At 36.4% G+C, this 24,349-nt stretch carries 15 protein-coding genes, 3 pseudogenes and 1 riboswitch; all 18 genes and pseudogenes read right to left on the bottom strand.

Features of this window, described 5'->3' with window-relative positions; translation table 11 throughout:
- Positions 1-356 precede the first annotated feature (356 nt).
- A riboswitch (adenosylcobalamin (AdoCbl) riboswitch) is annotated at positions 357-483 on the bottom strand.
- Positions 484-616: 133 nt separating this feature from the next.
- The gene (locus tag H1D32_RS25275; RefSeq protein ID WP_396126155.1) at positions 617-1,411 is read right to left on the bottom strand and encodes an Ig-like domain-containing protein; all 795 of its coding nucleotides are present in this window, start codon (positions 1,409-1,411) and stop codon (positions 617-619) included.
- Positions 1,385-1,552 (bottom strand): annotated as a pseudogene (locus tag H1D32_RS25270) (Ig-like domain-containing protein); the annotation flags it as partial. The pseudogene H1D32_RS25270 and the gene H1D32_RS25275, both read right to left, overlap by 27 nt.
- An 11-nt stretch (positions 1,553-1,563) precedes the next feature.
- Positions 1,564-3,696, bottom strand: a complete 2,133-nt coding sequence (locus H1D32_RS04610; RefSeq protein WP_261177027.1) for an Ig-like domain-containing protein — start codon at positions 3,694-3,696, stop codon at positions 1,564-1,566.
- 580 nt (positions 3,697-4,276) lie between these two features.
- Positions 4,277-6,559, bottom strand: a complete 2,283-nt coding sequence (locus tag H1D32_RS04605) for a CBM96 family carbohydrate-binding protein (protein ID WP_261177025.1) — start codon at positions 6,557-6,559, stop codon at positions 4,277-4,279.
- Entirely contained in the window at positions 6,556-9,300 is a 2,745-nt protein-coding gene (locus tag H1D32_RS04600) for a discoidin domain-containing protein (protein ID WP_261177594.1), read from the bottom strand. The genes H1D32_RS04605 and H1D32_RS04600 overlap by 4 nt, the downstream gene beginning before the upstream one ends.
- On the bottom strand, positions 9,291-10,454 hold the full coding sequence (locus tag H1D32_RS04595) for a hypothetical protein (RefSeq protein ID WP_261177024.1): 1,164 nt from the start codon (positions 10,452-10,454) through the stop codon (positions 9,291-9,293). Before H1D32_RS04595 ends, H1D32_RS04600 begins: the two co-directional genes overlap by 10 nt.
- 277 nt (positions 10,455-10,731) lie before the next feature.
- On the bottom strand, positions 10,732-11,487 hold the full coding sequence (locus H1D32_RS04590) for a DeoR/GlpR family DNA-binding transcription regulator (protein WP_261177023.1): 756 nt from the start codon (positions 11,485-11,487) through the stop codon (positions 10,732-10,734).
- A 363-nt stretch (positions 11,488-11,850) separates the two neighbouring features.
- Positions 11,851-12,081 (bottom strand): annotated as a pseudogene (locus H1D32_RS04585) (carbohydrate-binding protein); the annotation flags it as partial.
- Between the two features lie 442 nt (positions 12,082-12,523).
- Positions 12,524-14,766, bottom strand: a pseudogene (locus H1D32_RS04580) (glycoside hydrolase family 65 protein).
- A gap of 12 nt (positions 14,767-14,778) precedes the next feature.
- Positions 14,779-15,459, bottom strand: coding sequence for a beta-phosphoglucomutase (gene pgmB, locus H1D32_RS04575; protein ID WP_261177022.1), 681 nt, complete (start codon positions 15,457-15,459; stop codon positions 14,779-14,781).
- 162 nt (positions 15,460-15,621) lie between these two features.
- The gene (locus H1D32_RS04570; protein WP_261177021.1) at positions 15,622-16,869 is read right to left on the bottom strand and encodes an FAD-dependent oxidoreductase; all 1,248 of its coding nucleotides are present in this window, start codon (positions 16,867-16,869) and stop codon (positions 15,622-15,624) included.
- Positions 16,870-16,903: 34 nt separating this feature from the next.
- Positions 16,904-17,548: a YesL family protein gene (locus tag H1D32_RS04565; RefSeq protein WP_261177020.1), complete on the bottom strand. Its 645-nt coding sequence runs from the start codon at positions 17,546-17,548 to the stop codon at positions 16,904-16,906.
- A 23-nt stretch (positions 17,549-17,571) separates the two neighbouring features.
- Positions 17,572-18,453, bottom strand: a complete 882-nt coding sequence (locus H1D32_RS04560; RefSeq protein ID WP_314733346.1) for a carbohydrate ABC transporter permease — start codon at positions 18,451-18,453, stop codon at positions 17,572-17,574.
- An 18-nt stretch (positions 18,454-18,471) separates the two neighbouring features.
- Positions 18,472-18,981: a carbohydrate ABC transporter permease gene (locus H1D32_RS04555; protein ID WP_261177019.1), complete on the bottom strand. Its 510-nt coding sequence runs from the start codon at positions 18,979-18,981 to the stop codon at positions 18,472-18,474.
- A 22-nt stretch (positions 18,982-19,003) separates the two neighbouring features.
- Positions 19,004-19,351: a carbohydrate ABC transporter permease gene (locus H1D32_RS04550; RefSeq protein WP_261177018.1), complete on the bottom strand. Its 348-nt coding sequence runs from the start codon at positions 19,349-19,351 to the stop codon at positions 19,004-19,006.
- Positions 19,352-19,433: 82 nt separating this feature from the next.
- Positions 19,434-20,741 carry an ABC transporter substrate-binding protein gene (locus H1D32_RS04545; RefSeq protein ID WP_261177017.1) on the bottom strand — a complete coding sequence of 436 codons (1,308 nt, stop codon included), beginning with the start codon at positions 20,739-20,741 and terminating at the stop codon, positions 19,434-19,436.
- A gap of 102 nt (positions 20,742-20,843) precedes the next feature.
- Complete coding sequence (locus tag H1D32_RS04540; RefSeq protein ID WP_261177016.1) at positions 20,844-22,268, bottom strand: response regulator transcription factor; 1,425 nt, start codon at positions 22,266-22,268, stop codon at positions 20,844-20,846.
- A gap of 27 nt (positions 22,269-22,295) precedes the next feature.
- Positions 22,296-24,029 carry a sensor histidine kinase gene (locus H1D32_RS04535; protein WP_261177013.1) on the bottom strand — a complete coding sequence of 578 codons (1,734 nt, stop codon included), beginning with the start codon at positions 24,027-24,029 and terminating at the stop codon, positions 22,296-22,298.
- Positions 24,030-24,349: the final 320 nt, after the last annotated feature.

The raw sequence follows: 24,349 nt of genomic DNA, 5'->3' as shown, positions 1-24,349 counted from the left end.
CTTCAAATGTAACTTCTACCCCTGTTGCATCTGTTAATGTTAAAGGATATTGAGTTTCTAGTTTTGGTTCTACCTTTTCCTCAACCGCCGAATCTGTGGATACCTCTGGTTTAACTTCTACCTTTACTTCCTTTGTGTGTTGCAGCCTACTAAACCAACAGCTAATAAGACTGTTATGATTAGTACTGCAAGTTGTCTAAACATGTTACTCATTTTTCTTCCTCCTCAATGTGTTTTGTTTCCTTGCAAAGTAAAAACCCTCTACTAAAATAGGTAGAGGGTGGTTAAAGGCACATGTAAAGCATATATACAAAAAAACGTAAGAATACGGTATGTATATATCGCAATGTATCGCCAATAGCCATCCTTTTACCACGAAGGATATAGCTAAAAGATATTGGCGACGTGTCTGACTTTAACAGTTGCGGGACAGTGTCGGATTTTCACCGAACTTCCGTCATCCAAGATCTTATATGCTTAAGTTGTAGTATGCTAAAAACTCTTAATTTAGTTAAATACTAAATTTGTTATTTACTATAACTCTATTTATCTATTAAATCAATAATTTTATTTAAACTTTTGCTTGTACAAACCCTGTGTCGAAAATAAAATACATTTAATACACTTTCACTTGTCTTGTGGCACTAATATTACCTTTTGAATCTTTTGCAGTAACATTAATGAGTGTTTCTTTGCGTTGTTTCGGAATATAAATCGTAAAACTCCCATAAGCGTTTGCCTTAGCTGAATAAACCTTTGTACCAATTTTAGCAGTAACAACAGAGTACTTTTCTGCTTTACCAGTAACTGTCGTAGAATAATACCTAACTGGATTTACAACTGGTATATTCGGTGCTACTTTTACTACCTTTACGTTTCTAGCATAGCTAACCGCCCCTGAACTATCTTTTGCTGTAATGGAAAGGGGCGTCTCAGCATTTTGAATAGGAATCGATACTTTGAAGTTACCATTCGCATCTGCTTTACTAGAATACGTTTTTGTTCCGATTTTCACAGAAATCATGGCATACTTTTCTGTTTTCCCCGTGACTGAAGTGGCTTTGTTATTTACCGCATTGACGACAGGGAGATTTGGCGCAACCCTTGTGACCGTTACAGTTCTAGTCGCACTAGTATTTCCGGTACTGTCTTTCGCTTTAACTGAAATGATTGCTCCAGCATTCTGGACGGGAATTGATAGTTTATAATTACCCTTTTCATCCGCTTTACTTGAATACGTTTTTGTTCCGATTTTCACCGAAATGGTAGCATACTTTTCTGTTTTTCCTGATAAAGACGTTGCTTTATTATTTACTGTATTGACGACAGGAACATTTGGCGCGACCCTTGTGACCGTTACAGTTCTACTGGAACTAGTGTTTCCAGAATTGTCTTTCGCTGTGACTGAAATGACTGTTCCGGCATTCTGTATTGGAATTGATAGTTTATAGCTACCCGATTCATCTGCTTTTCCTGAATACGTTTTTGTTCCAATCTTCACGGTAACTGTAGCGGCTTTTTCTGTTTTCCCAGAGATAGTAGAAGCCTTATTCGTTACCCCATTTACTTGTGGAACAGCCGGGGGGTCACATCTTTAACGGTTACGTTCGTTGATGCACTGATGTTACCCGCATTGTCTTTGGCAGTTACCTTAATGACCGTACCTGCAACTTGGACAGGAATTTTAACAGAAAAACTACCATTTATATCGGCCTGACCAGCCCCAATAACACTAGTACCAATTTGAACTTGAACAGTTGTCAAAGCTTCAGCCTTACCAGTAACAGCACTACTCTTATCCGTCACTATGTCCACCACTGGCTTTGTAGGAGGAGTAACGTCTTCAACAACAACTTCTGTTTTTGTTTCATTTCCAGCATTATCTTTAGAAATGATGGTTAATTTCGTTCCAGCCAGTTGGTGAGGGATAGCTACCTTAAAGTCAGGGTCATCAGCAACAATAGTTGTACCGATGAGTAACCCATCTTTTAATACGTAGATTTCGGCACCTATTTCGGATACACCATAAAGGTAGTCGCCATTGTCTCCTAATCGGTATACATAAAGAGGAGGCGGGGTTACATCTTTCACCATAACAATTAATGGCTCACTTTTGTTCCCTGCCTTATCTATAGCAATAATCTCGATCATTGTTCCTGGCTTTTGTGGTTGAATATAGCTTCCAAATTCTCCATTGGAACTTGCAGTTTGACGTAATAGTTGAGTAGAACCTGAAGTCACAACAACGATTGATCCTGGTTCTGCAAGTCCCCTAATAAAATTGGCTGCGTCAGTAATTTCCTCAGTTAATTGAGGTTTCGCTGGAGGAGTGACATCTGCAACTGTAACTGTAACAACTAAGCTCTTATGGCCAGCATTGTCTTCAGCTTGGACCTCTATCATACTATCTGCATGGAGTACGCCTGTTCTGATCTTAAATTGGCCGTCTTGATCGGCATTGCCTATAGCAAGGACTTTCCCCACTGACGAAACAGTAATCTTAACACCAGGTTCAGCTTTACCCGAGACGTAATCTATCGCATCTGTCACTTCGTCAACAATCGGTGCCTTAGGAGGCGTCGTATCGAGAACAATGGTAGTTAAAGGTTTACTATAACGGTTATAGCTGTCAGTTACGAATATCGTAAGCTCAGTTCCAACTCTTTGGTTTGGAATATCCACTGAAAATGTTCCATCATGAATCGAGAAGCCTGTGCCTATCTTGCCATTAGCGTTCCAAACTTCGATTTCGCTATCAGCATCCGTCAGACCAGTAACCACTTGATGACCATCCCCCACCGAATGAACGAAAGGCACAGTAAGTTCTCCAAATGGATATCCATGATCAAATGGCTTGTAGGCAATCGGATCTATTTTTAACAAAGCTCTATAATTTAGGTTATCACTTGCATCAATGATGAATTGGTTTGCTTTTGTTATGTCTGTAGTTCCCCAGTAATTATTTGCTCCATCAAAGGTGAGCAGTTTATCACTTTGAAATTTTATAAAAGCATGATCTAATCCGAAAAAGTTATTTCCTGACAATTCAAGGTTTGGACTTTGACAGTCATAACTACAACCAATACTAATGTCAGGGGACTTTGCATCACCCGTGATGTTTAAAAATGTATTATTGGTAATTTTTGTATTTTTAGATCCAAGCCAAACATCTATTGTAGCGTTTTGTTGAAATAAATTACCTGAAATCACTGGTTTAATTGTTTTCGGGGTTGATACAGATATCGAACCATTGGAAAATCTATTGTTTTTTAAATAAACATTCGCCCCTGTCACCAAATAGCCACCGTTAAATCCGCGGCTAATATTGGTATTTTCAAGATGAACATAGGTTTCTGGAAAAGATGTGCTTTGAATATAGGCAGTATTAAAATTAATTCGCTCACCTTCTGTCTCTCCACCAATTGCAACCAATTTCCCAGACGTTTGGATCCAGACACCAATTTTACCGACAACAGACACGCCAGGATCGATCGTTAGCGTGACATTCTTCGGTATTGTAAGATTTCCTATTAACCTATAAGGTGAGCCTTCTTTGGTCCATGTCGTGTCCTCATTTAATAAACCACTAACTACTGTTCCCTCTTCCACTTCTGCATTTATAACAGAAGGAAAGTGCGAAAAAATTAATACAAAAACAAGGAACAATTTTACCAATCTCTTTAAATCAATTGCCATCCTATTCGCCTCGATTTCAATAACGTTTCTACTATCCTGATAGTATATTTAATATATCATCCTTTATTGATTTTAAATAGAAAAATATGAAGAGGAACTTTGGTAGATTTTTACTAGAAAGTACTAATAAAAAAGTAACGGAATCTAGCCATTTAGACGAGGAACTTATGTAGCTTTTTTATCCTAAGTGCTAAAATTTATTGAAGTATTTTATAGGGAATTGCAGTTTATTTTTTACAAAGTTCGTTTCGTAAACCTCTTTTTTTCGCAAAAGAATGAGCCTATTACAAAGAAAAACCGTATTTATAGAATATAAATATAAACTGTAAATATACGGCTATAACTAAGTAATTTAACCTATATATCTTACAGAAGGCAGTTTATTATGTTTGTTTATTAATTGTCTGTTGTTTCTTAAATCCTGTATTCGACAAGTCCTTTTAAATAGAAATGCGCCCAACAGTAAGGACGCATTTCCATTAAAAAATAGTATTACTTTCCATCAACCTTACAATATTTTCTTAATAAATTTTTGTGGTCATTCTTTTGATCCTTATTTATCTCTTACATCCTTTTTCAATTAATCTATTTTCTTTCTAAGATTAAATTCATCAAGTGACAAAATGGATTCGTTGGAGAGAAGATTTCCTTCTTCATCGATGGCAAAAATTCTTAGTTCGTAGTCTTCAAACTGATTAGGTAATGTAAAACCTGCTTGAAGATCAATAGTTTCTAAGCTATCAATATGTTTTTTTACGGATGTGATTGATGCAACACTTCCATCTGATGCTACAAGAGAAATGATAAACTCTCCATTTAGCGAATTTTGTGTAGAATTTGTAATCTCTACACTAGCTATGACATGTAACAATTTATTCAGCTCTTTAATTGGTATATTACCTTTCATATTAGATACAACAGGTGTTTTTACAAGAAGTGGTTTTTGTGGTGTTGCCGTAACTACACTAGAAAAATCACTTTCACCAAAATTATTTAATGATTTTACTTTATAATAATAGGTGATTTCATTTTCAAGGTTCCTATCTACGAAGGTAGTAGTTTGTAAATTTTCTACAATAACTTCATATGGACCAGCTTCTTTTGTACTTCTTTCAATAGTGTATGCATTAGCATTTTCTGCTTCGTCCCAAGTAATCGTTATTTTAGCGTCACCTGCAGCAAGTTGAACATTTTCAGGTACTGAAGGAGGCTGAGGTTCACTTGTCGCAATAATAAGAACAGGATAAGCAGACTGGTCTTTGTGTTCTTTAGTTGCATAATCTGCTCCGAGTCCAGAAGTGATCCCTCTCAAGCGGAAACTAACGATTCCTTCTTCATATCCCCTCAAATATTCTGTAACATCCAAATATACATACTCATTTGCTTTATTTACGGTTGCGCTCCCAAGTGAAACCCCATCTTCTAATGGTACATTCGAATATACCAAAGTACCTTCACTCCAAGTATTATCTTTAATCCCTTGAGCCCCAATTTCATAAGAAGTTGTATTACTATCAAGTTTTGTAACGTAAAGTCTTAGCTTAGCAGATTCTAATAGCCCATTTAGTTCAGGGACAGTAAATTTCAAAAACGCATCACGATTTTCTGTAGATGTCTTTTTAATTTTAAAGGTTGATTCACTTCCTTGAGGTGACGTTTTTGAGGCTTCAACATAGGTATCCTCTATTGCAACGTTTTGATAATACCCATAATATACATGTAATACGTGAACAGGAGATTGATAGTCCTTATAACTAACCGTAATTTCTGTGTCCCCGATTGAGAGGGCTGTTATTATCCCAGCTTCAGAAACCTCGGCTACTTCCTTGTTACTACTAGTAAAAAAAAGGTCTTCTTCCACTACTTCTAGTGATCCATCATTATAACTAGCCAAAACAGTAATAGGTTGATTATGATCTGCCAAAGTCATTGGTTTGATTTTCTCAAGGACGATACCTATCATCTCTTTGTCTAGGGTAGTAACTATTAATTCATTACTTTCCAATGAGTAATTTCCAGCTTCATCGAATGCTTGAACAGTATAAGTGTATATGGTTCCTGGGTTTAATCCAGTATCCGTGAAGGATGGCGATGATGCTGTTCCTACTCCGATTCCATCGCGAGATATCTTATACCCTACGACACCTACATTATCAGTGGATTCCTCCCAACTGATTTCAACTTGATCATGTTTCACATTCACAGCAGTTACAGCTGTAGGAGTAGAAGGTCGTTCTTCATCTAACTCTTGAGTGTCTCCTTCTGTGAAAACAACATGTAAGTAAGGTGGATTTTCATTAGAATTCTCTTTTGTTGCAAAATCTCCACCTCTGCTTGTTTCAACTCCTCTTAATCTTATACTTGCTAACTGTCCTGTTTTTTCATTGATAAAGTCTGTTACATCAAACGTTACGTACGTTCCGATTTCATCTTGACCGACAAAGGCTGTGTCTAAGACTTCTCCTCCAGCTTCAGGTGCATTATTATACGTAATTGCACTTTCACTCCATAGATTATCATCTATCCCTCTTGCTTCAATATGATACCCGTCGGGGGTTGCACTCTCTAATGAAAGAACGTACAGTTTTAACTCAGCACTATGAACTTTTCCGCTAATCTGGGTTAAATCGAATTTTAGAAAAGCATCTCGATTTTCTGTTGAGGTTCTCTTAATCTTTATATTTCTATCGGTTCCGTAGTTCCGATCGGAGTTGCTTCCACCATTCACCCAGCTATCTTCTATTGCTATAAGCTCAGCTACCTGCTGTTCCTGATTTTGCGCTGATGTAAATAGTTGGAGTGGAATCAAACTTAGCATCAAAGAAAAACATAATATTATGCTTACATATTCTTTCTTTATCATTCTGTACCCTCCAAGATTATTTCATTAGACAACTCTGTTAATTCTTCAAAGCTATCCCAAAATGATACCTTTACATAATACCCAGTTAGTTTTTCAGGTAAAATGAAACCTGTACTAAGTACTTCCGTCTCCCATGGTCTAACTTCATTATTAATGAAAGACATCTCAACTAAGTTACCCTTTTTGTCATATAATCCCATAAACATTAATACTTGTTGACTTTCTTGCTGATTATTTGTCAATGGGGCAATAATTTGAACAAAATCTCCGTTCGCTAAGGCTGTCATTTCCTTTCCATCACGATCTAGGAATCGTATATTCCCTACTGTAACTGGATCAAGTCCATCAGCAACGGTTCCATAAATAGCAGTTTCTGATAAACTATTCCAAGTACTAGAGGAATTACCATGACCAATCAATTTTACATAACGTCCGTGTATATTTTCTAGTTCATATGCCTCAAAGTCGGATGTGTGCCCACTACTAGCTCCGTTGGTTAAAATTGGTGTCCAATTCACATTATCTGTAGAAACCTCAATGCTAAAAAATGTCTGTCTTGTATGGCCATTATGCCAAGCTAACTTTATATGACTTAAAGTTTGAATAGAACCTAGATCGTATTTTATCCATTCACCATCGCCATTTGCAGACCAACGTGTACCTAAATCACCGTCAATTGTATTTTCAGGAACATTTCCATCATGTGAACTTGCGTAAAGATCTGATATTTCTAGTGGTTTCATGTCATCTGGGTCAGGTAAGCTGATAAAAGCCAAGTTGGATAATCCTGAAATGTTCGATGCTTTATCCCTGGTTTTTATTGCAAAGAAATACGACCTTCCAGCTTTAAGATCAGCTACATTTACTGTTTGATGAGATCCTACTATTTCTGGAGTAGGTGGGTTATTAATCAAAGTTGCTGCATCCCAGCTCTCTTCGGTAATTGGCTGTGTACTATAACGTATTTCATAGGAATCGGCCGTGCCGAAATATCCATCATCTCCAGGTGCTGTCCATGTTAAATTAACAGAATCTGAAGAAACAGCTTCAACTTTTAAATCTTTAATATTTGCTGGTGCTGTTGTATCTGGTGCATAATCTGTTTCAATAGCTACTACATTAGACAATCCTGAAAGATTTAAAAATTCGTCTCCTGCTCTCATGGCAAAATAGTAGGAAGTGCTAGATCTTAGTCCTTCTATATTCATAGATTGAGACGTTCCAGCAATTGTAGGGGTAGGTTCATTTGCTACCTTAACTGAATCATCCCAATTGTCGTCTGTAATTGGTGAGGTATTGTAACGGATATCATAAAAATCTGCTGCACCTACGTCACCATCATTTCCTGGTGCTGTCCATGTTAATGTTACTGTATCTGAAGTTTGATCGGTTGCCCTAAGGTCCTTAATATTTCCTGGAGGAATTTTATCCTGTTCTCCATTCTCAATAAAAATAATCGCAATATCACCTTTCCCATATAATCCAGTTAGGTGAACATACCCTTCTTTATTTTCAAAAGAAACGGATTGACCATTAAATATCGCTTGATCTGCAACTTTCCCAGCAGGGTTTCTGACTGACAATGTAAAGTTTTCCTTTTCCGATGAAATCGTACCCGAATATCTATCTCGATCACTTTGATCAAGAGCCAATGTTATGTGATGCGAAGAACGAAATAGAAAATTTCCCCGATAACTAAGTGCAGTTGCCTCCCTCGCTGACCAATGTTCTACAAGACCATTTTCCCTCACATAAGCGAAACTTCCATTCGTTCCAAGTTCTGCAAGGGTCACATCTTGATTTCCTTGTTGGACAACAAATGTGTCCAAATTACCATCCATCGCTACCGTTCCACCCACTCTATGGTTGTCACTAAATTCGGTAACCTGTGGTAGCGTTTTCGTTATTTCTAACGGGACTAATACTTGAATAAAATTCGTTTTTTCAGCATGTGTACTAGCTTTTACAAAATCGTACATACCATAATCATCTTTAACATAGGATACTTCTCCTTCATGATTAGAGAACGTTGCTCCATCTGAGAAGATCCAGGTCGCCATCTTGGCAGCACTTCCATATACATCATTTCCGTAAGTCCATAACCGATGATTACCGGTTCCACTCATAATCCCTCTACCGCCATGTAAGTATAAATCGAATTCTCTAGGTGTCGAAGTCTTGCTCCTCAAATTATCGATCACAACAAAATAGTCTTGACCTGGAAAAGCAATCGCCCGTTCAAAATAACCAAGACTTTCGCTATCAGGTGGAAAATGTAATCGACTTTCCCCTCGCGTTGTTTCATTCTCATTTTCTATGAATCTAGCTTCCTTCTGTTGGAAATCAAAGAAATCAGTATCGATATCATATCTTGAAGTTGGGGTTACATTTTGTGCCATATCAACAGGCCAAAAACCATCTAGTGTAACCGTGTTATGCGCGGGTGCTGTACGATACCATTCTCTCCTTACAGCATCCCCGTACGCTGACCTTGTATAGCCTGAATCACTTGCCATCATCTGATTCTCTGCATGGATAATAAAGCTTAAGTGGTCAAAATGATTATGATTATCTGCTTCTGCTACACCTTGAAATAGTAAATAACGACTATTTGGGTCATTAGTATTCCAATTGTTTCTAAAAATCGTTTGACCACCTTCATTAAAAAAATGCGTACCAGTTCCAGTTGGTTTGATCGCTTCAATACTAGGTTCATAAGTTAAGTATTTATCTAAATCCATCGTATCGTCATAGCTTGCTCCAGTATTATTTCCAAACTCTCCTCCCCACGGCGTTGTATCTGTTGTAGCATATCTCCATTGAAATAGATTTCCCCATTTTGCCGTTGGGTGGATAGGTGTGATATCTTCTTCAGACATAAACTGTGAGGCGACCATGTGCATGTAATTATGTCGTAAAAAGAATCTGCAAAATTTGGCATCCAACCATTATTATTAGAAACATGGAATTCCCAAATAAATGCAGGCTTAAATATTTCGAAATGGTTCACATTTGAGACGTTTTTATAGTGATATAAAAATGGAACGAAGTTGATGTGGGAGTAGATATAATATTGCGAACCTTCTCGATATACTCCATCTGAGCTAAAGAAATAGCTTGTATTCGTGTTAGCTGCTCTTAATCCTGTTTCTAACCATGTGGCTGCATCGGGATGGTCAGAAAGAACAAGTGCTAGTGAACCTAGTCCCCAAGCTGGTTTGGAACGATGGTTATGGGGTCTTGGTCCCCAAATAAACAAATTGTCATTCGTTACCTGTGCCTCATAGGCTAATTTTTCACGGATAACTTCATTTTGTTCTGGTGTTAATTCATGATAGACCCAGTCATAGGCTGCTGCGTAATTTTGTGCCCACATGGCTCGGTATGTTTCATCAATAGGGCTTCCAGATACCGTCGGATCAATTGCTGCACAATCATAAATCGGTCCATCATAAGCTCTCATTAGCGCCTCAATTGCTCGTTGTCTATGAACTTGATTGCCCTCCATCACAAACATGAAAGCATTATATTTTGCGATCCGTGCCATATGGCCATAATAACCATGGATAAAGCTTGAGTTCGATTCACACCTTGGTACCTCAGGAAATTTCATTGTTAAGTAATTACTCGTTGAAATCGAGTTCCAAAGAGTTGCCGCATAATCATCTTGTAATCTCTTGTTATACAAGTCTGAAATTTCAGACTTATTAAACCACAATTTTGGATGAACTTCTTCAGCCGGAAGTATCGGTTCTTCTGGAACCGTAAAGCCATTATAGCTTTCATAATCAATACTATAATTGGTATTCCCATATATGTTGTTTGGAATTAAACCTAATATTAGGGTAAAGCACAACATCAGTAACATAGATCTTTTTAGTATAATTCGTTTCAAAATTCAATCCTCCTAGTAATAAAAAATAATTGAACTATCCTTAAGAAGTAAAGCTCGTACGCATGAAGCTGTACTTTTTATTTTAATAAAGCAGTCGTGCCATTTATTGTCCTTTTTTTATCCCCCCTACTATTTGCATGTTTTGATACTAAACGTTTAAAAATCACTCCTTTTGCCAAGTCTTTATTTTTGATAGGGAGTAATTGAGTGAATCTCGTGATTGCTTTTTCATTATGAAATTCACTCAATTACTATAATTAATTATTCATCTAAGCCTCTACTTCAAAACCTTTACTCCCATATCTCCTATTTCAGTTAATACACTATCATCTGTTTTCGAATTGGTTACCAAGAAGTCAACATCAACTAAACTTGCAAATGAAACTAACGCTGATCGATTAAATTTAGAGTTGTCCGCTAATAAAGCAACTTCTTTAGCCGACTTTATCATCGCTTTCTTTAGTTCAACTTCATCATAACTAAATATCGATAAACCCTTTTCAATATCTACCCCTGTAGCTCCGATAAAAGTTAAATCTATATTAAAATCGTGAATCATTTGAATAGCGGTCATCCCTATCACGGTTGATGTCCCTTTACGCTGCATCCCTCCAAGTCCTATAAGGTTAATACTTGGAGCATCCATTAACGCGAACATAATCTTTATATCATTTGTAATCACAGTTAACTGGCGATTAATAATAAGCTTCGCCAATTCTAATGTTGTCGATCCTGCATCTAGTAGTAAGGTTTGGCCATCTTCAATTAGTTGAAATGCTTTATTAGCAATTTCCTCTTTTTCAGTAGTAAAGCTTGTTTGGCGTCGATTAATAGGCAACATCGAGTTACCCTTATCAGGTAAAATTGCTCCACCACGAACCCTTTGGATAATTCCATCTTCATCTAATTTATCTAAATCTTCCCTTATTGTTTTTTCGGTAACTTGAAGCTGTTCACTTAATTCCACTACTTTAATAGCTCCTTTTAAGTTTAAGATTTCTATAATCTTCGCTTGTCTAACATTGGTTAACATGAAAATCCCATCCATTCAATTTAATAAGTTAAAATATATTACAGGTTTGTTAAAGTTCCTTTTTTTCCTATAATATCACCAAAACTCCCGTTTTAGAAGTAGTTTTCAGAATTATTTTACTCTTTTCCGTACAAAAATTACCGAAAATGTTCTTTTTATAAGTAAAAAAAGGTTTCTTTATATTGAGGGGTCAACTGATTTCAGGTAAATAAAGGAACTTTGTCCACCTATTATTTAAGGTAGGCTTTTTGATAGAAATAGCAAATCGTGCGTCCAAAAGCTAACTAAGATCCTAAAATTAAAAACAATCTTCAGTTTATCTCTGAAGATTGTTTGGATTAATTGTTTCACTTCAATATATAACTACTTTCTAAACCTAAACCACCCAAAATCAAACTTCGATCCTGGCAGGAAGATGAAGGTTACTTTTTGCCTTCCTGTGATTTTACCCAACTCAAAAACTCGTTTTTCGTATTCATCTGAGTACGTAAATTCGAAAAGTTGATTACTTTCTCCTTCTTCGTTTTCAAAGCGGATATGAATTGTATTTTTATCAATTGGAGATCTTCCAGATAGGACTAGGCTTGTAGCACCTTTTGTTGAAGGCGCTTTCTAAAACCTCTAGACTACTTTTGGCAAATTCCCATCCGTTATTAAACAGGATCTTCTGATTCATAGGTAGACAAGTCACTTTATTTCACAGGTTTTTATGTAATGTCATTCCGATATTTTGCTCTGTGATTACTCATCACAGGAGATTTTGGTTGCTTTTAACTAAAATACGTACCACGCTTTTTCCCTTATTTACTCAAATGGTAGGTTAGATTGTTCTACCTTCTTAATTCGTTTTTTCTGAATTTGAATAGTTAATTCAATTTTGGATATTGTATCATTATTGTTTTCTAGGATAAATAAACACCAACTTTTATCATTTATAAGTCTATAATAACTCATAATGACGGTCGGTGTTATTTATTCCACCTAAGAAAAAACGAACCCTCAACTATGTTGATGGTTCGTTTTCCATAACTTTATATTACCTCGTTACAGTTTCGATCATAATCGGCTTGTCCAAAGGCTCACCTTCTACTAACTGGCATTCGGCAGAGGTTTTCGTGATTTCTACCCGTAGCAATCTGCCCTTATATTGTATCGTAAAGGCAAGCTCATCCCAATTATTTGGAAGTGATGGCTTCAAAGAAATCCCTTCTTCCTTTAGTCTCAGTCCTGCAAACCCAAAGACAATCGCCAGCCAGGTGCCACCCATATTTGCCATATGGAGTCCATCTTTCGTATTGCCATGTGTATTGTCTAGGTCTAGCCGTGCTGTTTCAATAAAATAGTTATATGCTTTTTCATGATAACCAAGCTTTGAAGCCATAATACTATGAACACAATAAGACAATGATGAATCGTGGGTTGTTATTTTTTCATAATAATCAAATGAATTTTTCATAGTTTCAAAGCTTTGTTCATCCTCAAGCAAAAAGTGTGCCAATACTGTATCTGCTTGTTTGCACACTTGATAGCGGTACAGTGTTAACGGGTGATAATGGAGCAGTAAAGGGTGATGTTCCTTTGGGGTATTTTCAAAATCCCAAACTGCTTTCTTTAAAAACGAGTCGTCCTGTGAATTAATTCCTAACTCCTCATCGTAAGGTAGATACATTTTCTCTGCTGCTGCACTCCACTCACTTATCTCTTCTTCAGTAATCTCAAGGCTACTAAGTAATTCTACTAATCTACTAGAGTCTTCTTGTTTAAGAATCGATACGATCTTTGATGCCCAGCTTAAATTATGTTTTGCCATTACATTTGTATAGTAATTATTATTCACAATACACGTGTATTCATCTGGTCCGGTTACATTATCAATTCTAAATTGGCCGTTGTAAAAGTGACCGGTATCAAGCCACAATCTTGCTGTTTCAAACACAACCTCTGCCCCAAATTCAAATAAGAAAGTGATATCCTCTGTAGCTACGTAGTATTGAATAAAGCTATAGGCTACGTCAGCACTTATATGGTACTGGGCTGTACCAGCTGGAAAAAACGCTGAGCATTCTGTTCCTGAAATGGTTCGCCATGGAAATAATGCTCCTTTTTTATGCCCCATTTCCTTTGCACGAGCTTTTGCCCCTTCCAAAATTGAGTAGCGGTAGTTCAAAAGCTGTTTGGCTATTTCAGGATTGGTAAATAGAAATACCGGAAACATATAGATCTCTGTATCCCAAAATAATGACCCTCGTACCCTTCACCAGATAGTCCTTTCGCCGCAATATTACTTACTCCATCACGTCCTGCTGACTGTAGTAGGTGAAATAAATTAAAGCGAAGCCCCTCCTGAAGGTCGTCATCCCCTTTGATTGTAATATCAGCTTTTTTCCAAAAATCATCTAAATACATTTGCTGGTCGTACAGATAATCATGAAATGTTTTTGAACGGTTTTCCTTACAAAGACTAATTGCATATTCAGCTAACCTTGATCCATGCCTCAGTGTATCAGTATAGAAATTTGCCTTTAAAAAACAAATTGGTTGTTTCCCTTTACACGTATAAACTTCCGTTATGCCTGTTTGAGAAGCGGTAGACGAATACAAATGGTCCACATCAATTTGAGTTGTCGAAGCACAAGCAACTTTTAACTCTGAGACATACGTTTTATTTACAACTACATTCATACGGTCTAGGTGTTTCACGTCAACTACCGAAAGTCGCTTAGCATGACCTGAAGCGACACGTGGGTCATTATTATCAACAAAGTTGCTCACGTCTCCATTTACTGTTGATACGAGCTTAACTTCTTCGATGTCTGAGATCGGATCTATGCTGATCTCAATTGCAAAAAGCTCCTTTGTTTTAAAGGAAACGAGTCGACGGAATGTTAGTCTAAGCTCTTTTCCACTCGGAGATTTCCAATGAATGTTGCGCTCTGCTATTCCCTTATCAAAATGTAGCTGGCGCTCAAAGGCTAATACCTCTCCTTCAAATAAAGAAAAGGGCTCTCCATCGATAAAAATCTCGACTGATTGCGCATCAATTAGATTTAATAATTTCTGCTGAGTCTCAGGAAAGGCAAATAGTTTCTCACCATACGTAATATCTGTTATATCATGAAACGCATTGATATACGTTCCCCTTATTGATTTATAACTAGCTTGATAACCCTCTTCAAAATTTCCGCGAACACCTAAATAACCATTACCAAGTGAAAACAAGCTTTCATCTACTAATAAACCTGCTTGGTCAAGCTTATTACTCGTGATTTTCCAAGTCATTCTAAATCACCTCTATTTTGTTTTACTATTCTTAAAATGGTCAATGAGCCTAGCAAAAGTAAGGTCTGCCGTATCTTGATAAATCACGTCGGCTTGTTTTAACGCTCCCATAGAACCTATTCCAATCGCAAACATATTCGCTGCCTTAATTGCTGTTACTCCAGCCACAGCATCCTCAACTCCAACACAGTTTTCATAGGAAACTTGTAACATATCTGCTGCCGTCCTAAAAATCTCGGGATCTGGTTTCCCGTTTTTCACTTCAGCCGCATTCACGATGTAATTAAAATAGTCGTTAAGCTCTAGACTTTTTATCACTTGGAAAGCATTTTTACTTGCTGAAGCGAGGCCAATTTTTATCTTGTGATCCTTTAACTCTTTTAAAAGCTTTTCAATTCCCGGCAAAATGTCATTGGGAGTAATAGTACGAATTAGCTCTAAATAATATCCGTTTTTTCTTTCGGATAATTCAAGCTTTTCATCATTCCCATAATCTAATGACTTACCAGCTAAATCGAGGATTAACTCTAGCGATTCCATTCTACTAATTCCCTTTAACAGCTCATTTTGCTCTCTAGTAAAAGTAATTCCAAGGCTTTCAGCTAAGCTCCGCCAAGCTAAAAAGTGATATTCTGCTGTATCGGTAATGACTCCATCTAAATCAAAAATAACTGCCTCTAAATTTTGACTCATGTTTTCTACTCCTTTGTTTCAATCATTACGAATGGGGGCTGATCCAAAAGTCTCATCCCACCACATTGTCAAAATATATAAGAAAGTGTAAGTTGTTCACATTCTCTATATATACTTGTGGTGACTGATTACTTGCTTTTGGACAGCCCCTTCATTTACGAATTAAGCGTGACTAACGACTAGATCAATTTTTTCTCTTATTTTCTCTACGCTTACCTGCTTTGGACTAATTGATTCCTGCACAGCGATGCTTGCTGCTACTCCAGCTGCCTCACCTAGAGCATAGCACGTTGGCTGAATTCTTAATGAGGAATGTGCTTCATGCGTCGCTGAGATACATCTTCCAGCCACTAATAAGTTGTTAAGGTCTTTCGGTAATAAACAACGGTATGGTATGTCGTACCATTGACCTTTTGGTAGGATGACCTTTTCAGTCCCTGCACCCGTTGGATTATGGATATCAATCATATATGAGCAATGGGCAATCGCATCATCAAACTTTTGACACTCTAGTACATCTTCTGTTTTTAACACATATTCACCCATAATTCTTCTTGATTCACGAATTCCGATTTGAGGCCCTGTTGTAATTAGATAAGCATTATCAAAACCTTCTACATTTTCTACAAGATAATCAACGATTTCTTTTACTTGTTTTCTTCCTTCAATTTCTGCACGGCTAAGATCCTCCCCGTCAAGGGCGTTAACATTAACAATTCTTGTCATGTTAATCACAACTTCACCTTCTCGAGGCATTTTAAAGAACAAGACCCGGCCTTGAGGTAAGCGCGCATCTTCAACAGCATATTCCCATGCTTTTCTTCGGTTATTTACGCCACCCATTTTAAACATAATACTTGCTGGTTGTACTTGACCGTCGCTTTCACGACCAACCTTGAATTCCGCCCCAGCCCTCGCTGCTAAATCTCCGTCACCAGTACAATCGATGTACGCCTTTGCTTCGATCACTTGTCTACCAGACTTACTTTCAATCACTACACCCGTGATCGAGCCATCTTCTGTTACAGCATCGACTACATACGTGTGAAATAAGAGCTCAACGCCACTTTCTAACGCTAATTCATTAAGGGTAAATTTATATTCCTCAGGTTCAAACGACCATGCATGACCTGTACCACCGTAGGCTCCTCTTTCTTTCAAGCGATCGACTACTTCTTGAAAAACTCCTTTTACTAATTGTGTTCTACCAGAGAAATAGCTCATAAATGGATTTACTAAGGCGGCCGTTCCCATACCACCTAAAAACCCATGTTTTTCAAGTAAAACTGTTTTTGCACCATTTCTAGCAGAAGCAATCGCTGCTGCTATTCCTGCTGGGCCACCACCCGCTACAAGAACATCTACTTTTTTTACTACTGGTATTTCTTTTGTTTGAATTACCGTTTTCATCTACTAATCACCCTTCCTTGGAGTTCAATATTAATTACGTTGTTTCAGGTTCAGTAGTTATCGTTTTATTTAACTCTTCTAAACTTAAAAAAATAGATAAAGAACCCGACATTAAGATCAAGCTAAAAGAGCTTACGCCGATAAATGGTAGTAATCCCGGCATAAAATTTAACAAAAAATAGATGCCGATTAGCCCGAACGCAATTACTATCGTTTTGAATGGTTTTGTGATCCCAATAAATAAAGCGTGCTTTAAATATTGCCAATAACTCACATCGTAATGAGTAAAAACCGGAAAAATATACATAAGGATCACTAGGTAGAGGATCACAAGTCCATACATTAGATATTCCAGCACCTGAAAAATACCTCCATCTAGCTGTTGGAAAAATTTAATATCAAAAAACAGAACAATGCCAATAAATATGAGAATAAACCCTAGTACATTCGATTTGATAAATCCTGATTTATAGGTTTGCCAAAAGAAACGGCATACTTTTATTTGGTCATCTCCCCTAAGCCACTTACGCAAAAGGGTAAATAAGGCTACTGTTGCCGGCATGATACCGAATACAACGCCTCCTAGTAAGGTAAAGATGATCCAAAGTACATTTACGTAGACCAATCTCATAAACCATTCTGTTATTTTATAAAATCCACTTGTTAATCCTGTTCCCATGTTAAGACCCCACTTTTTACGAATTATCCTTTAACTGCAGAGCTTGCAACACCTTGAATGATGTATCGTTGTCCAATGAAAAAGAGAATGAGAATTGGAATAATCGAGGCTGAAGCAGCAGCCATCATCCCGTTATAATCAATCGTAAATTCATTAACAAAATTGTTTAATCCCAGAGGTACTGTAAATAACTTTTCATCGATTAAAAACACAAGCGCATCCTCATAGTTATTCCAGTTCCAAGAAAAATCGAGAATAGCGAATGTCATAATCGCTGGCTTAGCTAGCGGAAGAAAGATTTGGAAGAAAATTCGAAAATGCCCTGCCCCATCTATAAATGCTGACTCTGAAATTTCATTCGGTATACTTAAGAAAAATTGTCTTAGAAAAAACACTCCAAAAATCGTAAACATTGTCGGTATAATTAATGCCCAATGCGTATTATAGATCCCCGCAAAATCAAACATGATGAACTTCGGTACGAATAGAACTTGCGGTGGAACCATCATCATTAGTAAGTAAAAGAGGAATATCAGATCTCTACCTTTAAAATGAATTTTCGCAAATCCATAGGCAGCTAAGGATCCAATGAAAATGGCTCCAACTGAACCAATAACGGCAATTTTTAAAGAGTTTGCATAATATTTTAAAAAGCTATTTTCACCAGTCCAAACCTTTAAATGATGATCCCATTGAATATCAGCAGGGATCCACTTAATCGGAAAATCAAATACTTCCGATGGTGTTTTTAGGGATGTACTGATCATCCATAAAAAAGGCATAATCATAAAAAGAGCAATGACTAACATACCAACTGTCAGCCCGACTTTCTTCAAATGGTCATTTCCTTTTAGCTTGAAACGTGGTTTTTGAACACTGGTTTGTTTATTCACTTTTATTTGCATCGTTCAGCATTCCTTTCATTAGTGATGAACCCACTTTTTCTGTCCATACCATTGCACCAACGTAATAACTAAAATGACTAGAAAAAGAATGACCGCTATTGCAGATGCATACCCTAATTCATAGTATCTAAAAGCAGTTTGATAGACATATAGAGCTAAAACAGTGGTGCTATCACCAGGTCCTCCGCCTGTAACAGCTTGAATCAGACCAAAGTTTTTAAAGGTATTAATCATTCCAATTATAAGTAGGAATAATGTAATCGGGCTAACAAGCGGGAAGATGACATGTCTTGTGATTTGCCAACGTTTTGCTCCATCCATTTTGGCTGCTTCTTCAAGCTCTTCTGGAACGTCCTGAAGGGCGGCTAAATAAATAATGATATTAAACCCTAAGATTTGCCAAATAGACATAATATTGATGGCATACATAGAACTACTTGTTGATGATAACCAACCCGGGGGATTCAAAATCCCAATTAACTTTAAGATCTCATTGATTGGACCTTGAGTCGGATGGAATAAAAGCATCCATACAAATCCAATCGCAATACTACTTGTCAGGTAAGGTAAAAAAAAACATTGCCCTTAAGCTACTTTTCATAAAAACTCGTTTATTTAGGATATTGGCGATAATAAAACCTAAGATGACAGCGACTGGAACGTGTAATAAATAGATAATGGTGTTTCCAAAAGCCGTATAAAAGATTTCATCATTAAATAACCGTTGAAAGTTTTGTAGACCAATAAATTCTGTCCCGATACCAGTTGGCCCGCGCCAACTGGTAAAACTAAGTGCGATTGTAAAAATTAACGGGACAAAAAAGAACAAAGTGATCCCAGTAACGCTAGGTAAAATAAATAAATAGCCTAGCAATTGTTGTTTACGCATCCACTTCAAAATCCTCTACCTCCTTAACTGGGAAAAAGAAAAGGAGATTCTATTAAATAGTTTCTCCCTCTCCGATTGTCTTATATAAATGTTAGTTTCTAGCTAAATGGTCATTATGAGACTTGACCATCCGCTCTATTGTGTCGTCGATTGACTGATCCCCTAAATAGTACTTTTCAAACTCTCTGACGATTGCATCAAGAACTTGGTAAGGTGGTACTACTACTGGCTTTGTAGTTTCTAAACTATAAACATTACTTAAAGAAGCTTGGTCATAGCTTTCTGTAGCACCTATTGTAATAAGAGCTAAAGCTTCCTCAATTGGTGCATCCACTGACGCTGGAACTCGACCACCTGGAGATAGAGCAAGCATTCCTTCATCTGCATACCATTTAATAAATTCCCAAGCTGCTTCAGCATGCTTTGAATAAGAAATAATTGAGATTGCATCTTCAACAGTATGAGCTGGGTTATCTTGACCAGCAAAAGATGGAACCGGAGCAAACGCAATATTAAAATCTCTTGGATAATCAGTTAAGTTATTTGTCATACGAAACTTCCAAGCACCCGCTTGGTACATTGCGATTTCACCATTTAAAAACATATGATCTACTGCCATGTTTGTCGCTACTTGTTCTGCATATTTAGGCATCGTTTGATCTTGGTGCATCATTGCATACATTAATTCAAGACCTTTTTTTACATTCGGATGGTCTAAGTTCGAACTTCCGTCTTCTTTTACCCATCCATCTTCAATTAAGGCATTTAAAATAATTCCGTTTAGGTTCCCGTGATCAATTGCATATCCGATTTGTGTATCTGTATCTAACGCATTCGCATATTCACGAACATCTTCCCACGTCCAGTTTTCTGGAACAGCTAAACCAGCTTGGTCTAGTAAATCTTTGTTTAATAAAAAGAATTGGGCATTTAGATTTGTCGGTACCGCATAATACGTATCGTTTCTTTTCCATCTAGCTGCAGCTGCACCGATTTTCCCTTCAATATCAAATCCTTCAAATTCAGTTAAATCTAAAACAAAGCCTGATTCAACTCGTTGTTCAAAATCGTTTGGTGAATGTGACATTAGAATATCAATTTGTTGCTTTGTCTGAAGTGCCGTATTTACACGTAGATTTCCACTATCATCATTGACATAACGAGTATATTCAATTTGAACATTTGGATTGTTAGCATTCCAAGCATCAACAGCATCCTGTGGACCGTTTTCTGCAGGAACACCACCCCAGAAATGAAGTGTAATTACTTCATCTTTTCCTTCAGTACTTTCAGTTTTAGTAGCATCGGTACTTGATGTTTTGTCATTCCCACAAGCTACTAAGACGCTGATTAGTAAAAGGAACGTGATAAAAATGAAAGCCTTTTCTTTAAATCTCATAATTAAACCCCCTAAGATTTGAGTTATTCTTTACAAGTTAAACTATAACAGCGCTTTCTCTTTTAAATAACGAACAAATCTTATGAATTAGTTGAACATATATTAGTTCTTTTTTTGGCATCGATATTCATTTGGCGTTATATTCATTAGTCGCTTAAACATTTTGATAAAATAGTTATCATTTTCATAGCCAACATTATGACTAATCACACTGATCGGTAAATTAGTCTTTTCTAAATAATCTTTTGCATGGGTAATCCGTATTTTATGAAGGTATTCAATGAGTGAATAACCTGTCTTCTTTTTAAAAAGACTACTTAAATAATTTTCGTTCATTGCTATATATAGCGACATCATTTTTACTGTAATTTGTTCATCATAGTTCATTTGAATATACTCTATAACTTTGTTTATTTCGCTATGATCCGTATAAGCGCATTTTTGATTCTTTCTGTACTCTAGATAACGATTAGTAAACTCTAACAGCTTTTCTTTTAGTTGGTCATGGCTTGTACTAGTAATAATTAGTTCTGTCTCTTGGTCAGGTGTATTGCTAACTCGGCAAAAGATATTATTTAAGCCTAAGGCAATCTCTTTAACAACCGTCAATGAAACTACATTTTGTTGCAGTTGAAACCATAGATCATCAATTAACTTTATACACGTTTTTTGTTTCATTTGCATAAATGCTTGAATAATCTCATTCTCAATTTCCCAAAGCTCTTCCCCTCGCTCTGAGGACTGTTGTTGTTTACTATTAGTGGTAGGTTCATCCAATCCATACCACGCTAGGTCTAATTTTTGTAATAACGATTTCCATTCAACACTTATGTTAGATAAATTAGATAGTGAGGAATAAACTATTTTCTGTGTAATCCCGTTACTTTTTATTAAAGGTATTTTTTCTGACCAATAGAAAACCGTTGATTGTCCATTGTTTTGAAAAAAGTGAATGATTGCTTCTTCATCCTTTGGAAAAATATCCTTTTCCAAAAGTTTCTTATAAGTCATGACAATCGTTAAGGTATAAGTCTCCGGAATAAAAGGTGGTTTTCCCAGCTCCATATGTTCTTGTGGAGGACTTGTTAAAACTTGTTTCCAAATCTTTTGATAATACTCTTCGATTTCTTTGGAATTTCCATTGATGCGTTTAATTATTTCTGGTCTAATCTTTTTCAGCATATTTTCAATCGCATCGATATCCATCGTATGTTTTAACAAATAATTTGAAGCTCCGTATTCCAATGCTTGTTGGACATATTCAAAGTCACTCATGCACGACAACATGACAAAATTTGTCTGGAAGCCTTCTGCCCTTGTCTGTTTTAAAAGTTCTACACCATTCATGATTGGCATCAGGATATCTGTAATCACAAGATCTGGTTGTTCTTCCCTGATAAAGTGTAAAGCATCCTCCCCATTGCCAGCTTCTCCAATAACTTGAAAGCCAAATTGTTCCCAATTGATCATCTCTTTGACAGTTTCTCGAACCAATATTTCATCTTCAACGAGTAATACTTTCCACAAGAAAATCCCCACCTTTACCATTTAAGTTTAATAAAAAGGACATTGTATTTCGGCTTTTATCCCTTGTTCTAACGGAATTAACTGTACAGAAGCATCATCTTTAAACATTAACTCTAATCTTTCCTTTAGGTTAGCTAATGCTATACCATGGTTTTTATGAACTGATTCGTTTTTGCTCTTTTGAATGCCAATCCCATTATCAATGACTTGAACAGTTAGTCTATGATTCAAGGGTAAAAAAGCACGTATGATAATCATGCCTTCACCGTCGAGCTGGGAAATTCCATGATATATGGCATTTTCAACTAATGGTTGAAGACTTAGTTTTGGAATTAAAGCCTCTTCTACCTCAGCTTCAATCTGATATTCAACGCGGAACTGCTGTTTATATTTATACTTTTGGATATCGACATACGAATTTACTAGCTTAAGTTCATCTTTTAAAGAAATCATTTCTGGTTCAATCTTTAAACTAGACTCAATAATTTCACCTAAAGCAATACAGATTTTTGTAATATCTTGATTTCGTTCGCGGATTGCAATCCACTTAATGGTATTTAAGGTATTTAATAAAAAGTGCGGATTCATTTGGGAAACTAGCATTTTGACTTTAATAGCCTCTTTTTGCCTTTCTTCAATTTTTAATTGTTCGACCAAATCGTTTAAATCGCTCATCATCCGATTAAAATTTTTCGTAAGTGAAGAAATTTCCAAACTATTGTCATTTTCAGGTAAGTAAACGTTTAAATTTTCACTTACTACCTCAGACATTTTTTCTTGCAGTTTTTCTAACGGACTTGTTATTCTTGAAGCAATCATATACGTTACAACAATAAAGATTGCCGTCAGAAAGATAAAAACAAACAGTAATCGACTTCTTAACTCCTCTACCTCTGCAAAAAGGACCTGCAGTGGAATTCGACTTATTAAATACCAATTTAAATGCTCAATAAAATTGTAACTAATTAACATTCCCGAAGATTCATCTACTAAAAATCCTTCTGTATCATGTCTTTCAATAATTTCTTCGATGTTTTCTAAACCGATGTTTGATCCATTCCCCGTTTCAGCAACAGATTTCCCTAAATGGTTAATAATAAAAAACTCCTGGTCACTACTAGAGCTTTTCATCACCTGCTCAAACCATTTTGAAATATCTAAACTTATTCGCGAAACCCCATAAGGCTGATTTTGATAGTCTCGTAAAACGCTGTATAGTGACAATAAGTACGGACTCGTTGTTTCATTTGGATGAATATAGCTTCGTTCGTTCGTTTCCCATTGATAAAATTGTCCACTATTTACAAAATCAACATACCAATCTTCATTAATGACACTGGTATATTCCAAGCCGCGCCTTGATTGAAAGGATGAATAGATATTTTGATGAAAATCAATCACCGTAAAATAAATCTTGGGGCTCGCTAAAAACAAGCTGTTGTTAATACTATTAAATTTATCATCTAACCGATAATGCCTGTCTAATAGCTGAAATTGCTGAGGATTTTTTAAGATATGCTCGACGGCTGAATCTTGATCTAAAAGGATAGCCGTATTTAATGTCAAAACCATCGTATCCTCAAGAGTACGATTTAACCTTTTTAACTCCTCCCTGTTCTGCTGACTGATTTGATCCTGCATAATATGTTCGATTTCTTGAAAGTAGTAAACACTTAGTAGAAAAAAGGGAAAGATAATAAATAGTAAAAATGCTAAGACAAATTTGTTCTTTAACGTTGTAGGAAATAGTTTTTTGTACATGAAATTGATTCTCCAATCTATTAGAGGCTAGAACAATATAATTCTAAATTCGCTCAACCTATTATAAAGCATTATTTATATTGATATAATCATTTTGCGTTTTAAAAATTATGGAAAAGTCAATATGGATTTTACAGCTATGGGGACTTGTAATCATGAAGGATTTATGAATATGGGATTTTTGGTTGGTTGTGGTGGACAAAGTGTCCGCGTAATGGTTAGGCTTTATTAGTGAAATAGAGGAATCTCAGTCCGCGTACCATAACTGAATAATTACAAACAAAAATATACGACACAACTCCCCTCATACCGAGCAAAAT

Source organism: Anaerobacillus sp. CMMVII (genome assembly GCF_025377685.1).
Classification (GTDB): Bacteria; Bacillota; Bacilli; order Bacillales; family Anaerobacillaceae; genus Anaerobacillus.
The sequence above is the reverse complement of the archived record's forward strand: the minus strand, read 5'-3'. Positions and strand labels throughout refer to the sequence as shown.